Raw genomic sequence first — 13,121 nt, forward strand, 5'->3', positions numbered from 1 at the left:
CCCGGCTCAGGGTGCGGGGGTGTCGTCATCCGCGTGTTCAGGCGGCTCGGGCGTTTCCTCGAACTGGGCCATTTGCAGTGCGGCGTAGTGGCCGTTGCGCTCGAGCAGTTCCGCGTGGGTGCCGGCTTCGATGATGCGGCCCTGATCCAGCACCACGATGCGGTCGGCATTCTCGATGGTGGAGAGCCGGTGGGCGATGACCAGCGTGGTGCGGTTCTCCATCAGCCGTTCCAGCGCATTCTGGATCTTCTGCTCGGATTCCGTGTCCAGTGCCGAGGTGGCCTCGTCCAGAATCAGGATCGGGGCGTCCTTCAGGATTGCGCGGGCGATGGCAACCCGCTGGCGCTGCCCGCCAGAGAGCATGATCCCGTTCTCGCCGACGATGGTGTCAAAGCCGTCCGGCAGTTCGTCGATGAAATCCATGGCGTTGGCGGCGCGTGCCGCCTCGCGCAACTCGTCCAGCGAGGGTTCGCGATTGAGCCCGTAGGCAATGTTGTGGCCAAGGGTGTCGTTGAACAGCACGACATGCTGGCTCACCAGGGCCATCTGTGCCCGCAGGTCGCGCAGGCGGTATTCCTGGATCGGGTGACCGTCCAGCCGGATTTCGCCTTCCTCGATCTCGTAGAAGCGGGGCAGCAGCCGGGCGAGGCTGGTTTTGCCACTACCGGAGCGACCGACGAGTGCCACCGTCTGACCGGGCTCCACGGTCAGGTTGATATCTTTCAGCACCCGTTCGTGGCTGGTGGGGTAGCGGAAGCCCACGTGCCTGAATTCGATGTGCCCTTTGGCGCGATCCAGCGGTCGTTGACCGTGGTCGGGCTCCGCGGGCGTGTCGAGCACCTCGAATACGCTTTCCCCTGCGGCCAGGGCCTTCTGAATTTCGGCATTCACCCCTACGATTCGTTTGAGGGGAGGGAGCATCAGTACCATGGCCACGATGAATGAAACCATCCCGCCAGGAGTGATGGTCTGGAGAACCAGATCCATGGTTGCCAGATATACGATCACGGCCAGCGCGATGATGGCTCCCAATTGCGAAAGGGGTTGTGCGGCGGCCTGGACCGCTTTGTGGCGCATGGCTTGGCGGTGGAATTTTTCGTTGGTCTCTTCGAACCGGCGGGCCTCGTAATCCGTGGCGCCGAAAATCTTGACCTCGGCCTGCCCGCGAATGCCGTCCTCCGCGATCTGGGCATAGTCTCCGGTTGAGCGTTGCATGCGCCGGCTGATCTTCCGGAATTTTCGATTGGCGCTAGCGATTACGACCCCAACGATCGGCGCGAGGGTGAACACGATTAGTACGAGCCACCCGCTGAGATACGTCATGTATGCCAGCAGGAACAGCACCGTGAACGAGTCGCGGATCAGCACGACGATTGCCTTGGACGCCGCTGCGCTGATCTGGGTGACGTTGTACGTCAGCTTGGCAAGCAGAGTCCCCGGTGAGTTCCGGTCAAAGAAAGACGAGGGAAGGTGTAGATACTGTTCGAATACCGCCTGACGGATATCTTTCACGACCTTCCGGCCGATCCAGGCAACGCTGTAGTCAGAGGCAAAAGTAGTCAGCCCATGAAACAGAAAGATCCCGATGAGTGCCGCTGGTACCCAGATGCGTGCATCCGGGTCTTGCTCGATGAATGTCCCGTCAACAAGGGGCTGAATGACCCAGGCGAACGCAGTCTGTCCCAGTGCTGCCAGGATCATCGCGGCAATCGCCAGTACACCCAGGCGCCAGTACGGTTTGACGAACGCAAAAATGCGCTTGTACAGCGTCCAGGATTCGCCGGCCGTTGGCTGGGCCAGTTGAGGATGTTTCGGCTTGGCGTTCATCCAAGAGATCCTTCAAGGGAGCTGCGTCGATCAGGGGGCAAGTGTCGTCGTAAAGCTTCGGACTTTGGCAACGAGAGCGCGCCATGCTACCAGAGGCTTGTGTTGCCTGGTGGCGCGTTTGCGCCCGTCGTTCGTCAGGTTTTGTACTTGCGGCGTTATACTCCGGGGTTTGCGGATGCGGGGAACGATCTTGCAGAACAGGGTAGCAACGGAGCTTTCTGCGGCCAGCCGGCTGTTCGGGCGGCTGGCTGAAGACCGGGCGTTTGTAGCCGAGGTCGAGACGGTCGGGCGGCGCTGGCTGCAGTGCATTCGCGACGGGGGCAAGATCCTGCTGGCGGGCAATGGCGGCAGCGCGGCGGATGCGCAGCACATTGCGGCGGAGATTGTCTGTCGTTATCGGGCGGTGCGTCCGGGCGCGGCGGCGATCGCGTTGACCACCGATACTTCGGTGCTTACGGCGATCGGCAACGATTTTGGATACGAGCATGTGTTCTCGCGTCAGGTCGAGGCGCTGGGGCAGCCGGGTGATGTATTCGTCGGGATCAGCACATCCGGGCATTCGCCCAATGTGCTCGAGGCCATCGGGATGGCGCGCAAGCGTGGGCTGGTTACGGTTGCCCTGACCGGCGAGAAGGGGCTGCCGGAGACGCATCCCGCAGATCATGTGCTGCGGGTGCCCGATGCCGCTACCGCGCGAGTTCAGGAGGTCCACGGGCTGATCGGGCATCTGTTGTGCGGGATCGTCGAGGATGCGCTGGTGGCCGATCAGGAACGTTCGGGGTCGGCGTGAGTGCGCGCGCCCTGTTTCTCGACCGCGACGGGGTGATCAATGTCGACCATGGCTACGTGCATCGCCCTGACCAGGTCGAGTTCGTCCCCGGCATCTTCGAACTGGTGGCGGCCGCCACTTCCCGGCACTGGCCGGTGGTGGTCGTCACCAACCAGTCCGGGATTGGCCGCGGCTATTACGGCGACAGCGATTTCCGGCAGCTGACGGACTGGATGCGCGAGCGCTTTGCCGAGCGCGGTGGCCGCATCGAGGCCGTCTACCACTGCCCTCATCATCCCCATGATGCGCAGCCCGACTATCGTCGGGCCTGTCCGGATCGCAAGCCGGAGCCGGGCATGCTGTTGCGGGCGCGGGATGACCTGGATCTGGATCTCCCGGGTTCGGTGCTCGTCGGGGATCGCGCGTCCGATCTCGAGGCCGCGCGGCGCGCCGGGGTCGGCGCCCGATTGCTGTTTGATCCCTCGGGCGCGGAACCGCTGCCCACTGAAGACGGAGACATCCGTATCCGCACCCTGCCCGAGGCCATTGCGTGGCTCGACTGAGCCGCTAGCCGCGATGCGCCACATCTTCTATACGGCCCTCCTGCGACTGACTTCTCCGGCCTTGCTGGCGCGGCTGGTGCGCCGCGCTCGGACAAACGCGGTACCAGTGGCCCGCTGGCGCGAATGGCTGGGAGCCGGGGAGCCGCTAACATCCGGCACCATCTGGCTCCATGCCGCCTCGGTGGGCGAGGTGGAGGCGGCGGTACCGCTCGCACGTGCCTTGCGTAGCCGCTATCCGGAGCATGCGCTCCTGATGACGACCACGACACCGGAGGGGGCCGCCCGGGTGGAAGCGGCTCTCGGGAGGGATGTCCAGCACGCCTATCTGCCGCTGGACCTGCCCGGGGCCGTTCGCCGATTCTTGCGGCGCACCCGTCCGGCCGTCGCGCTGATCGTCGAGACCGAGCTTTGGCCCAATCTCTATCGTGCCTGCGAACAGGCCGGTATTCCGCTCTGGGTGGTGAGTGCGCGGCTATCACCACGCTCAATCAAGCGGTACCGGCGTCTGCAGCCTCTGGTGCGGGAAACCCTTGCGCGTGCCGAGAAGATCCTGGCCCAGGACGAGTCGGCCGCCCGGGGCTTTCGCGAGCTGGGGGCGCCGAACGCGCGTGTCCAGGTGGTGGGGAACCTGAAGTTCGATCGCACATTGCCGCCCGGCCATGAGCAGGCGGCGGATCTGCGTGCGACTGTTGCGCCTGAAGGCGTGCCGGTCTGGGTGGCGGTCAGTACGCGGGAAGGCGAGGAAGAGGCCGTGCTCGAGGCCCATCGCGCGGTGCGCGAATCCCATCCCGACGCCCTATTGCTCTGGGTGCCGCGCCATCGCGATCGCTTTGACGTGGCTTTCGAGGCGGCCCGGCAAGCCGGGTTTTCTGTCGGGAGGCGCACGCAATGTCCGGGGCCGCCGCTGGATGTGCTGGTGGGCGATACGATCGGCGAGATTGGGGCCTACCTTGGTGCTGCGGATGCCGCTTTTGTCGGGGGCAGCCTGGTTCCCCTGGGAGGGCAAAATGTACTCGAGCCCGCCGCACTCGGACGGCCGGTGCTTGTGGGGCCCAGCACCGAGCATTTTACATTCGCAGTCGAGCGCCTCGAGGAGCGAGGCGCTTTGTGGCGTGTGCAGGATGCCGAGGCGCTGGGCCGCGCCGTCGCGGATTTGCTGGGAGATTCCGAGTGTCGGAAAACCATGGGTGATGCGGCGCGCACGGTGATCGAGGAGGGGCGTGGCGCAGTGGAGCGCGTATTGGCCGAGTTGGAAAGCCGGTTGCATGATCTGCATTGACCGCCCCGCCAGGTTTTCTAATGATCTTTATTTCTCCTGCTGTAGTCGCTGTCCGCACTCTCGGCATTCATAGCGGTATCGGCGCCGCTGAATCAGATAATGCCGACGCGCACTCAGCGCGTGGGTCTGGCAGGCGCAACGGTAGGTATAGGTCCTGACGTTTCTGCCTTTCAGGGGGGTGTTGTGCGTAACGCGTGGCTGGCAGCCGAACGTTTCCATCCAGGCCCGCCATTCCGGGCCGTGAGGGCGTACGCGGCGTAACCCGGACGTCCGGTACACGAGCGAGTGTGCCACCTCGTGGGCGACGGTATCCGGGAAGTGTGAATCCCAGTCCTGACAGAACGCCTCGGGGTTGAACCGTAGCTGCTCGTGCCCGTTGCGCAGTCGCCATTGTCCGGCGGCTTTGCCCCGCAGGTTAAAAAGAACTTCTGGAATCGTGTTCGACTGTTCCGGATGCGCCTTAATGTAAAAGCCGCACACCTTTTGTCGGATTTTCGATTCCTCTTCGGGTGTTAATTTATTTCTCGGCTCTTGTAATTTACTTCCATTTTTATCATATTCACCCGTGCGATATGTGCCGTCCAGGGCGTGCGAGGAGTTGGAAGCCGTTCTGGTCATTGAGAAGTTCCGAACGAGGAGACGAGTAATGAGTCTGGATAGCAAGAAGGCCTCCGAACTTTCCGCCGAAGAGCTGTATGCACTGGCCCGTCAGCGGGAAAAGGAAGAAGCCGAGCGCCAGGACGCCGAGCGCCGCAAGAAGCGCGAAAAGCTGATGGAAAAGCGCAAAGAGATGATCGCGCGTCATCGCAAAGAACTCAACGAGCTTGAGCGCCAGATCCGTGAACTGGGCGGCCGTGTCGGTCGTGCTGGTGGTGGTCGCCGTGGTGGCCGGGGCGGCAGCTCGGTCAGTCAGCAGTTGGTCGAGATCGTGGCGGAGAAATCCGAGATGGCGACCAAGGAGATCAAGGAGCGTGCCGAGAAGGCCGGCCTGGATACCAAGAACATCTCGCAGACGCTTGCCTACCTCAAGCGCCAGGGCCGTCTGAAGTCCCCGCGCCGTGGTGTGTACAAATCCGCGGCCTGAGCAGGTTGCATCTGCATCTTGCGACGATTGCGGCGGCTATTCCGTCGCAATCGTTTCGCTAACGGGTTCCATATCAAGCTCACCACTGGGCTTGCAGGCCAGGCGGCTCTCGCCGCTGAACCAGTGCTGGATGGTCTGACCTGCAATCTCCCGGCGCCAGCCACTAGCCAGGCGGCCTTCCGTGCCGTCGCTCTTCAGTAGTTCGATCACATCCTTGCGTTGCGCGATCGCCGCGGCGCTGATCTGGTGTTCGCGGGCACACTCGCGCAGCAGCGCCATGCCGATATCGACCAGCACCTCGTCACGCTCACTCAGGCGCGGCTTCTCCGGCAAATGCGGCCATTGCTCGCGTGGCAGGGCCTGGCCTTCCCGGATGGCGGCCAGAAGCGATTCGATGTGGTCGGGCTTCATGCCGCCGGGGAACTGGCGCAGTTCGCGCAAAGCCTGGGTATCAGCCGGTGTGCGGCGTGCGATGTCCAGCAGGAGGTCGTCGGACAGCACCCAGCGCCGGGGACGATTGCTGCTTTGCGCGGTACGCTCGCGCCAGGCCGCGACGCATTTGAGTACCGCGCGTTCTTTGGGCTTCAGCCGCTTGACCCCCGATACGCGCTGCCAGCTTTGTTCCGGGTCCGGTTCGTACAGGGCCGGATTGCTGAGCGCCTCCATCTCCGGGCGCAGCCAGTGCATGCGGTCGTGGGTATCCAGCTCGTGCAGCAGGCGGTTGAACAGTGTCGCGAGGTGGCGGACGTCGTCGGCGGCATAGCGGATCTGGTCCGCGCTCAGCGGACGCCGGGACCAGTCGGTCCGGGTCTGGCTCTTGTCGAGATCGCGATCGAGCACGTTCTTGACCAGGTTGGCATAGCCGACCTGCTCGCCGTAGCCGAGCATGCTGGCCGCAATCTGGGTATCGAACACGGGGCTGGGCACAAAGCCCAGCTCGCGATACAGCAACTCCATGTCCTGCGAGGCGGCGTGGAAGACCTTGGTGATGCGCGCGTCCCGGAACAGCGGGGCGAGCTGCTGGATGTCGAGGCGCAGCGGGTCGATGCAGGCGAGCTGATCCAGCGTGGCGGCCTGTACCAGGCAGAGCTGCGGATAGTAGGTCTTCTCGCGCAGGAACTCCGTGTCCAGCGCGATCCAGTCCGTCCCGGTGATCGAATCGAGAAACGCCTGCAGGGCCTCGGGCGTCTCGATCAGTCCGTGGTCATGCATGGGTCGATTTCTGGCTCGCCTCGAAAGCCGCCTTCTGCTCGGCGGTCGCCTCCTTCTGGTAGCGCTCCTTCCATTCGCTGTAGGGCATGCCGTAGACGATCTCGCGGGCCCCCTCGTAATCGATCGACTCGCCGCGTTCCTCGGCGGCGGCGACGTACCACTTGGACAGGCAGTTGCGGCAGAAACCGGCGAGATTCATCAGGTCGATGTTCTGCACATCCTTGCGTTCATCAAGATGCTGCAAGAGGCGCTGGAATACAGCGGCCTCGATTTCGGTGCGGGTCTTCGGGTCCATCGTGTCTCTCTCCATTCGTCAGGGGACTAGTGATCAACGTACACGCTCGCGCATGAGTCGCTTTTGGGGGCGTTCGACCAGAACGGGTGGCCCGTGTTCAGCTCAGGTGGAGCAGCCAGCGCCGCCGCATGTCCCTTAGCAGCACGAAGATCAACGGCCAGACCAGTGCGCTGGTCGCCACCGGCGCCCAATACCAGGCGCTGTCGGGCGGCAGTCCAATCGCGCCCTGTGGCCACAGGGCCAGGAGCTTGTAAAGCGCCGTGAGGACGGCCACCACGATGGCCTGCTGCCAGACGGGGTAAACACGCAGGCGTGGATGAATCTGCAGCACGATGTACGCCACCACCGCCAGGGCGATGGCGTTCTGCCCGAGCAACTGGCCGTACAGGGCATCCAGTAGCAACCCCATGACAAAGGCCGTCAGCACCCCGAAGCGCTGAGGGAAGGCCATGATCCAGTACACCAGCGCCAGCAGGAGCCATTCAGGTCGGGCTGGGGGCAGCGCATCGGGTATGGGCACGATGGCCAGGGCCAGCGCGACGACCAGGGTCAGGGCGATTAGCCAGGGGATGCCCAGCGTGTGGTTCATGGGTTCTCAGCCGCCCCCGGAATGTCGGCCTCGCCCTCCGGTTCTGCTTCCCGTTCGGTCGTTTCCCCTTCTTCTTCCGGGCGGGTATCGGTGTCCGCGTCCGGACGTTCGCTGGTCCACAGCAGCAGGACCTCGCGCGAGCGGTCCAGGGCCGCCAGAGGCTCGGCCTGGATATCAAGAAAGGGTTGTCCCGGCTGGCGTTCGACCGAGGTCACTCGGGCGACCGGGTAGTCCGGCGGGAAGCGCCCGCCGAGCCCGGAGGTCAGCAGCAGGTCGCCCTCCTCGATGTCCTCCTGGGGCGGTACGTGCCGCATTTCGAGGCGCCGCGGGTTGCCGGTGCCGACGACAATGCCGCGCAGGCCGGTACGGGCACTGAGCACAGGCAAGGCGTGGCCGGGGTCGGAGATCAGCAGCGCGGTGGAGCTGGTCATTTGGGTGGACAGGACCTGTCCGATCACGCCATCGGGGTGGATGACAGGCTGCCCCGGGTAGACACCGTGCCGGTTGCCCTTGCTGAGCACGATCTGCTGGCGGAAGGGGTCCAGGTCCACGGCCAGGAGCTTGGCGATCTCGACGCGCTCTTGTGCCCGTTCGGCGGTGTTCAGGAGTGCGCGCAGGCGGTCGTTTTCCATCTGCAGCGCATCGAAGCGCAACTGGCGGGCCCGCAGCTCAGCGTTCTCTTCGCGCAGGATGCGGTTCTCGGTAATCAGGTCTTCGCGGCTGGTAAAGGACTCGAGCAGCCGGCTGCCCGCCCGGATCGGTGCATCGACCGCGACCTGCAGGGGGTAGGCCACCGTGGACAGCGCATTGCGCACCGTCTGCAGCTCGTTCAGTCGGTGATCCAGCGCCATCAGCGCGACACCCAGCAGGATCACCGCGAGCAGGCGCAGAGTGGGCGATACACCCAGTCTGAACAGCGGCTTGCTGATGGCTTAACCTCCGGTTGCGGGTCGTGATTGGGTCAGGGCGGCACCGCGGTTGGCAGGTGCGATGGGAAGAGCCCCACCAATTTCCCAGGATGCGGGGCGACACCCCATCCCCCGATCCAGCCCGGAGTCTACTCCATGGACAGGAAGTCCACCTGTTTCTCGTCGAGCATCTCCAGCACACGCCCGCCGCCACGCGCCACACAGGTCAGCGGGTCGTCGGCGATGACCACCGGGATGCCGGTCTCTTCCATCAGCAGGCGGTCGATCTGCTGCAGCAGGGCGCCGCCGCCGGTCAGCACGATGCCACGCTCGGCGACATCGGAGCCCAGTTCCGGCGGGGTCTGTTCCAGCGCGGTGCGCACGGCGGAGACGATTCCGTACAGCGGATCCTGCAGGGCCTCGAGGATCTCGTTGGAGTTCAGGGTGAACGAACGCGGCACGCCTTCAGCCAGGTTGCGGCCCTTGACCTCGATCTCCAGCAGCTCCTTGCCTGGATAGGCCGAGCCGACCGCATGCTTGATACGCTCGGCGGTGGCCTCGCCAATCAGCACGCCGTAGTTCCGGCGCACATACGACATGATCGCCTCGTCGAAGGTGTCACCGCCGATGCGCACGGACTCGGAGTAGACGATGCCGTTCATCGACAGCACCGCGACCTCGGAGGTCCCGCCACCGATGTCCAGCACCATGGAGCCCACGGCCTCATCCAGCGGGATGCCGGCGCCGATGGCCGCGGCCACCGGTTCCTGCAGCAGGTAGACCTTGCGCGCCCCGGCGCCGAACGCGGATTCGCGGATCGCGCGGCGCTCCACCTGGGTCGCGCCGCAGGGCACGCAGACCAGTACCCGCGGGCTGGGCCGGAAGATCCGCCGCTCGTGCACCTTCTTGATGAAGTACTGCAGCATCTTCTCGGTGGTGGTGAAGTCGGCGATCACGCCGTCCTTCATCGGGCGTATGGTCACCACGTGCTCCGGCGTGCGCCCCAGCATCTTCTTCGCCTCGATCCCCACGGCTTCGATGGAGCGCGGGCCGCCCGGGCCTCGGTCCTGCCGGATCGCGACCACGGACGGCTCGTTCAGGACGATCCCCTGGCCGCGCATATAGATAAGGGTGTTGGCAGTGCCGAGGTCGATGGAGATGTCGTTGGAGAACAACCCCAGGAGGCGTTTGAGCATGAAGAAGAAACCTGCGTTGGTGGTCGGGCGGGAAAGCCCGAGACTCTAGCAACTGCCCGGGGTTTGGGCAATAACGGCTTTGTGGTAAGTTTGCCGGCCGCATTCCGCATCACCATCGACTGATACAGGGGCCCTTGCCGATCATGTCTGTAGAAGCCTCCGAAGTTCAGCGCATCGCGCACCTCGCTCGTCTGGCGATGAGCGACGAAAAGGCCCGCGAATTTGCCGGCGGTCTGAGCGATATCTTCGATTTTGTCGAGCAGCTCGACGGCGCCCCCATCGAGGGCGTGGAACCCATGGCCCACCCGCTGGATGCCGAGCAGCGCCTGCGCCCGGACGCGGTCACGGAGACCGACAATCGCGAGGGTTTTCAGGCGATTGCGCCGGCCGTCGAGGGTGGGCTTTACCTGGTGCCACGCGTGATCGAGTAAGCCGCGGGCACCGCTGGCCGATTTCGCCGATTTCATCACGCTTTATTAGACAAGAGTTCCCGAAACCATGTCCCAGGAAACCCTGTCCGGCTGGGCGCGCAAGCTCCAGGCCCGCGAGATCAGCTCGCGCGAGCTGACCCAGCTGTATCTGGACCGGATCGAGCGCCTCGATCCGCAGCTCAACAGCTTTATTACCGTGACCGCCGAGTCCGCGCTGGCGCAGGCCGAAGCGGCCGATGCCCGCCTGGCCAATGGTGAGCAGACCCCGCTTCTGGGCGTGCCGGTCGCCCAGAAAGACATCTTCTGCACCGAAGGCGTGCGGACCTCCTGCGGCTCGCGCATGCTTGATCCGTTCGTCTCGCCGTACAACGCCACCGTCGTCGAGCGCATGAACGCCGCCGGGGCGGTGATGCTCGGCAAGACGAATATGGACGAGTTTGCGATGGGTTCGTCCAATGAGACCAGTTTCTATGGCCCGGTGCGCAATCCCTGGGATACCGAGCGCGTCCCCGGCGGTTCCTCCGGTGGCTCCGCCGCGGCGGTGGGTGCGCGCCTGGTGCCGGGGGCGACCGGCACCGACACCGGCGGCTCGATCCGTCAGCCGGCCGCGTTCTGCGGCATTACCGGGCTCAAGCCGACCTACGGGCGCGTGTCGCGCTACGGCATGATCGCCTTTGCCTCCAGCCTCGATCAGGGTGGGCCGATGGCCGCGACCGCCGAGGACTGCGGCCTGATGCTGAACGCCATGGCCGGTTTCGACGAGCGCGACTCCACCAGCGTCGAGCGCCCGGCCGAGGACTTCACCGCCGGTTTGAGCCAGGACCTGAAGGGTCTGCGCATTGGCCTGCCGAAGGAGTTTTTCGGCGAGGGCCTGGACGAGAAGGTACGCGGCGTGATCGACGCGGCCGTCGAGGTGCTCAAGGGCCGCGGCGCCGAGATCCGCGAGGTGAGCCTGCCGAACAGCCACCTGTCGGTGCCGGCCTACTACGTGGTCGCTCCGGCCGAGTGCTCCTCGAACCTCGCGCGCTTCGACGGCGTGCGTTATGGCCACCGCTGCGACAACCCCGCGGACCTGATGGACCTCTACACCCGCTCGCGCGGGGAGGGCTTCGGCGACGAGGTGAAGCGCCGCATCATGGTCGGTACCTACGTGCTGTCCGCCGGCTACTACGACGCCTACTACCTGAAGGCGCAGAAGGTCCGCCGCATCATCGCCGACGACTTCCGCAGCGCATTCGCGGACGTCGACGTCCTGCTCGGCCCGACCACGCCGGAGCTGCCGTTCGCCCTGGGCGCCAAGGCCGATCCGGTCAGCATGTACCTGTCGGACATCTACACCATCGCCGCGAACCTCGCGGGCCTGCCGGCGATGTCGCTGCCGGCCGGCGAGATCGACGGCCTGCCGGTGGGCCTGCAGTTGATCGGCAACTACTTCGACGAGGCGCGCCTGCTCGGCGTTGCCCACCAGTACCAGCAAGAAACCGACTGGCACACCCGTGTGCCGGCGGCCTTCGCCTGAGGATCGCCGCATGGAATGGGAAACCGTCATCGGGCTGGAGATTCACGCCCAGCTCAACACCGTCTCCAAGATCTTCTCCGGGGCGCCGACCGCCTACGGCGCCGAGCCCAACCGCCAGGCCTGCGCGGTGGACCTGGGCATGCCCGGCGTGCTGCCGGTGCTGAACCAGGGCGCGGTCGAGCGGGCCGTGATGCTGGGGCTGGCGATTGACGCCGAGATCGCGCCGCGGTCGGTGTTTGCGCGCAAGAACTACTTCTACCCGGATCTTCCCAAGGGCTACCAGATCTCGCAGTTCGAACTGCCGATCGTCGGGCTGGGGCATCTGGATATCGAGCTGGAGGACGGCACGATCAAGCGCATCGGGGTAACCCGCGCGCACCTGGAGGAAGACGCCGGCAAGAGCCTGCACGAGGGCTTCGAGTCGATGACCGGCATCGACCTCAACCGCGCCGGTACGCCGCTGATCGAGATTGTCTCCGAGCCGGAACTGCGTTCGGCGAAAGAGGCTGTCGCCTACATGAAGAAACTGCACTCGCTGGTGCGCTATCTCGATATCTGCGACGGCAACATGCAGGAAGGCAGCTTCCGCTGCGATGCGAATGTCTCGATCCGGCCGAAGGGCCAGACCGAGTTTGGCACTCGTGCGGAGCTGAAGAACCTGAACTCCTTCCGTTTCGTCGAGCGCGCGATCAATCACGAGATCGAGCGCCAGATCGACGTGATCGAGGGTGGTGGCAGCGTGGTCCAGGAGACCCGCCTGTACGACCCGGATCGTGACGAGACGCGCTCCATGCGCAGCAAGGAAGAGGCCAACGACTACCGCTACTTCCCCGACCCGGACCTGTTGCCGCTGGTCGTGGACCAGGCCTTCATCGAGTCCGTGCGTGCCAGGCTGCCTGAGCTGCCGGATGCCAAGCGCGCCCGCTTCGTCGAACAGTACGGCCTGTCCGACTACGACGCCGGTGTACTGACCGCCGCGCGCGAGATGGGCGACTTCTACGAGGCCGTGGCCGCCGGCTGTGGCGCGCCGAAGATCGCCGCCAACTGGGTGATGGGCGAATTCTCCGCCGCGATGAACCGCTCCGAGGTCGAGCTGGCCGACGCCCCGGTGAACGCCGAGGGCCTCGCCGGGCTGCTGGCGCGCATCCAGGACGAGACCATCTCCGGCAAGATCGCCAAGGAGGTCTTCGAGGCGATGTGGAACGGCGAGGGCGATGCCGACACCGTGATCGAGGCCAAGGGGCTCAAGCAGATCACCGATACCGGCGCGATCGACGCGATCATCGACGAGGTGATGGCCAACAATCCGCAGCAGCTGGAGCAGTACCGTGGTGGCAAGGACAAGCTGTTTGGCTTCTTTGTCGGCCAAGTGATGAAGGCCACCCAGGGCAAGGCCAACCCGGCTCAGGTGAACGAGCGCCTGAAGGCCAAGCTGGACGGATGATGCAG

At 64.8% G+C, this 13,121-nt stretch carries 14 protein-coding genes; 7 read left to right on the forward strand and 7 right to left on the reverse strand.

Annotated features, from left to right (window positions below; all coding sequences use genetic code 11):
- Positions 1-6: 6 nt before the first annotated feature.
- Positions 7-1,827, reverse strand: a complete 1,821-nt coding sequence (gene msbA, locus F467_RS0103860; protein WP_018137967.1) for a lipid A export permease/ATP-binding protein MsbA — start codon at positions 1,825-1,827, stop codon at positions 7-9.
- A gap of 175 nt (positions 1,828-2,002) precedes the next feature.
- Between msbA and F467_RS0103865 the strand changes: the two genes are divergently transcribed.
- From F467_RS0103865 to waaA, 3 genes are read left to right on the forward strand one after another with little or no spacing between them, the layout of a single operon-like run.
- Positions 2,003-2,617, forward strand: coding sequence for a D-sedoheptulose 7-phosphate isomerase (locus tag F467_RS0103865; RefSeq protein ID WP_018137966.1), 615 nt, complete (start codon positions 2,003-2,005; stop codon positions 2,615-2,617).
- Entirely contained in the window at positions 2,614-3,159 is a 546-nt protein-coding gene (locus F467_RS0103870) for a D-glycero-beta-D-manno-heptose 1,7-bisphosphate 7-phosphatase (RefSeq protein WP_018137965.1), read from the forward strand. Before F467_RS0103865 ends, F467_RS0103870 begins: the two co-directional genes overlap by 4 nt.
- 13 nt (positions 3,160-3,172) lie before the next feature.
- Entirely contained in the window at positions 3,173-4,438 is a 1,266-nt protein-coding gene (gene waaA, locus F467_RS0103875) for a lipid IV(A) 3-deoxy-D-manno-octulosonic acid transferase (protein ID WP_018137964.1), read from the forward strand.
- A gap of 27 nt (positions 4,439-4,465) precedes the next feature.
- Here the strand turns inward: waaA and F467_RS13350 are convergent, their stop codons facing one another.
- Positions 4,466-5,056: a SprT-like domain-containing protein gene (locus tag F467_RS13350; protein ID WP_081601194.1), complete on the reverse strand. Its 591-nt coding sequence runs from the start codon at positions 5,054-5,056 to the stop codon at positions 4,466-4,468.
- A gap of 28 nt (positions 5,057-5,084) precedes the next feature.
- On the opposite strand from F467_RS13350, the gene F467_RS0103880 reads away from it, so the two are divergent.
- On the forward strand, positions 5,085-5,522 hold the full coding sequence (locus F467_RS0103880; RefSeq protein WP_018137963.1) for a hypothetical protein: 438 nt from the start codon (positions 5,085-5,087) through the stop codon (positions 5,520-5,522).
- 36 nt (positions 5,523-5,558) lie between these two features.
- Here F467_RS0103880 and rnd read toward each other — a convergent pair whose 3' ends face one another.
- The 5 genes from rnd to F467_RS0103905 all read right to left on the reverse strand — a co-directional run bounded on the left by rnd (position 5,559) and on the right by F467_RS0103905 (position 9,722).
- Complete coding sequence (rnd, locus tag F467_RS0103885; RefSeq protein WP_018137962.1) at positions 5,559-6,734, reverse strand: ribonuclease D; 1,176 nt, start codon at positions 6,732-6,734, stop codon at positions 5,559-5,561.
- The gene (locus F467_RS0103890; protein WP_018137961.1) at positions 6,727-7,029 is read right to left on the reverse strand and encodes a DUF1244 domain-containing protein; all 303 of its coding nucleotides are present in this window, start codon (positions 7,027-7,029) and stop codon (positions 6,727-6,729) included. Before F467_RS0103890 ends, rnd begins: the two co-directional genes overlap by 8 nt.
- A 97-nt stretch (positions 7,030-7,126) precedes the next feature.
- A complete protein-coding gene (gene mreD / locus F467_RS0103895) occupies positions 7,127-7,618 on the reverse strand; it encodes a rod shape-determining protein MreD (RefSeq protein ID WP_018137960.1) in 492 nt (163 codons plus the stop codon).
- The gene (gene mreC, locus F467_RS0103900) at positions 7,615-8,547 is read right to left on the reverse strand and encodes a rod shape-determining protein MreC (protein ID WP_155987365.1); all 933 of its coding nucleotides are present in this window, start codon (positions 8,545-8,547) and stop codon (positions 7,615-7,617) included. Before mreC ends, mreD begins: the two co-directional genes overlap by 4 nt.
- 128 nt (positions 8,548-8,675) lie before the next feature.
- Positions 8,676-9,722, reverse strand: a complete 1,047-nt coding sequence (locus tag F467_RS0103905; protein WP_018137958.1) for a rod shape-determining protein — start codon at positions 9,720-9,722, stop codon at positions 8,676-8,678.
- Between the two features lie 143 nt (positions 9,723-9,865).
- Between F467_RS0103905 and gatC the strand changes: the two genes are divergently transcribed.
- The 3 genes from gatC (at position 9,866) to gatB (ending at position 13,116) form a co-directional block, all read left to right on the forward strand.
- Positions 9,866-10,153, forward strand: a complete 288-nt coding sequence (gatC, locus tag F467_RS0103910; protein WP_018137957.1) for an Asp-tRNA(Asn)/Glu-tRNA(Gln) amidotransferase subunit GatC — start codon at positions 9,866-9,868, stop codon at positions 10,151-10,153.
- Positions 10,154-10,220: 67 nt separating this feature from the next.
- Positions 10,221-11,672, forward strand: coding sequence for an Asp-tRNA(Asn)/Glu-tRNA(Gln) amidotransferase subunit GatA (gene gatA, locus F467_RS0103915; protein ID WP_018137956.1), 1,452 nt, complete (start codon positions 10,221-10,223; stop codon positions 11,670-11,672).
- A gap of 10 nt (positions 11,673-11,682) precedes the next feature.
- Positions 11,683-13,116: an Asp-tRNA(Asn)/Glu-tRNA(Gln) amidotransferase subunit GatB gene (gene gatB / locus F467_RS0103920; RefSeq protein WP_018137955.1), complete on the forward strand. Its 1,434-nt coding sequence runs from the start codon at positions 11,683-11,685 to the stop codon at positions 13,114-13,116.
- The last annotated feature ends 5 nt before the right edge of the window (positions 13,117-13,121 follow it).

The sequence above is a fragment of the Thioalkalivibrio sp. ALJ12 genome (assembly GCF_000378305.1).
Taxonomy (GTDB): domain Bacteria; phylum Pseudomonadota; class Gammaproteobacteria; order Ectothiorhodospirales; family Ectothiorhodospiraceae; genus Thioalkalivibrio.

Bases quoted from the DNA above. Each gene is read 5' to 3' on its own strand.
- F467_RS0103890 (WP_018137961.1), bottom strand. From the start codon at position 7,029: ATGGACCCGAAGACCCGCACCGAAATCGAGGCCGCTGTATTCCAGCGC.
- rnd (WP_018137962.1), bottom strand. From the start codon at position 6,734: ATGCATGACCACGGACTGATCGAGACGCCCGAGGCCCTGCAGGCGTTT.
- gatB (WP_018137955.1), top strand. From the start codon at position 11,683: ATGGAATGGGAAACCGTCATCGGGCTGGAGATTCACGCCCAGCTCAAC.
- F467_RS0103905 (WP_018137958.1), bottom strand. From the start codon at position 9,722: ATGCTCAAACGCCTCCTGGGGTTGTTCTCCAACGACATCTCCATCGAC.
- mreD (WP_018137960.1), bottom strand. From the start codon at position 7,618: ATGAACCACACGCTGGGCATCCCCTGGCTAATCGCCCTGACCCTGGTC.
- F467_RS0103865 (WP_018137966.1), top strand. From the start codon at position 2,003: ATGCGGGGAACGATCTTGCAGAACAGGGTAGCAACGGAGCTTTCTGCG.
- F467_RS0103880 (WP_018137963.1), top strand. From the start codon at position 5,085: ATGAGTCTGGATAGCAAGAAGGCCTCCGAACTTTCCGCCGAAGAGCTG.
- F467_RS13350 (WP_081601194.1), bottom strand. From the start codon at position 5,056: ATGACCAGAACGGCTTCCAACTCCTCGCACGCCCTGGACGGCACATAT.
- gatC (WP_018137957.1), top strand. From the start codon at position 9,866: ATGTCTGTAGAAGCCTCCGAAGTTCAGCGCATCGCGCACCTCGCTCGT.
- msbA (WP_018137967.1), bottom strand. From the start codon at position 1,827: ATGAACGCCAAGCCGAAACATCCTCAACTGGCCCAGCCAACGGCCGGC.
- waaA (WP_018137964.1), top strand. From the start codon at position 3,173: ATGCGCCACATCTTCTATACGGCCCTCCTGCGACTGACTTCTCCGGCC.
- gatA (WP_018137956.1), top strand. From the start codon at position 10,221: ATGTCCCAGGAAACCCTGTCCGGCTGGGCGCGCAAGCTCCAGGCCCGC.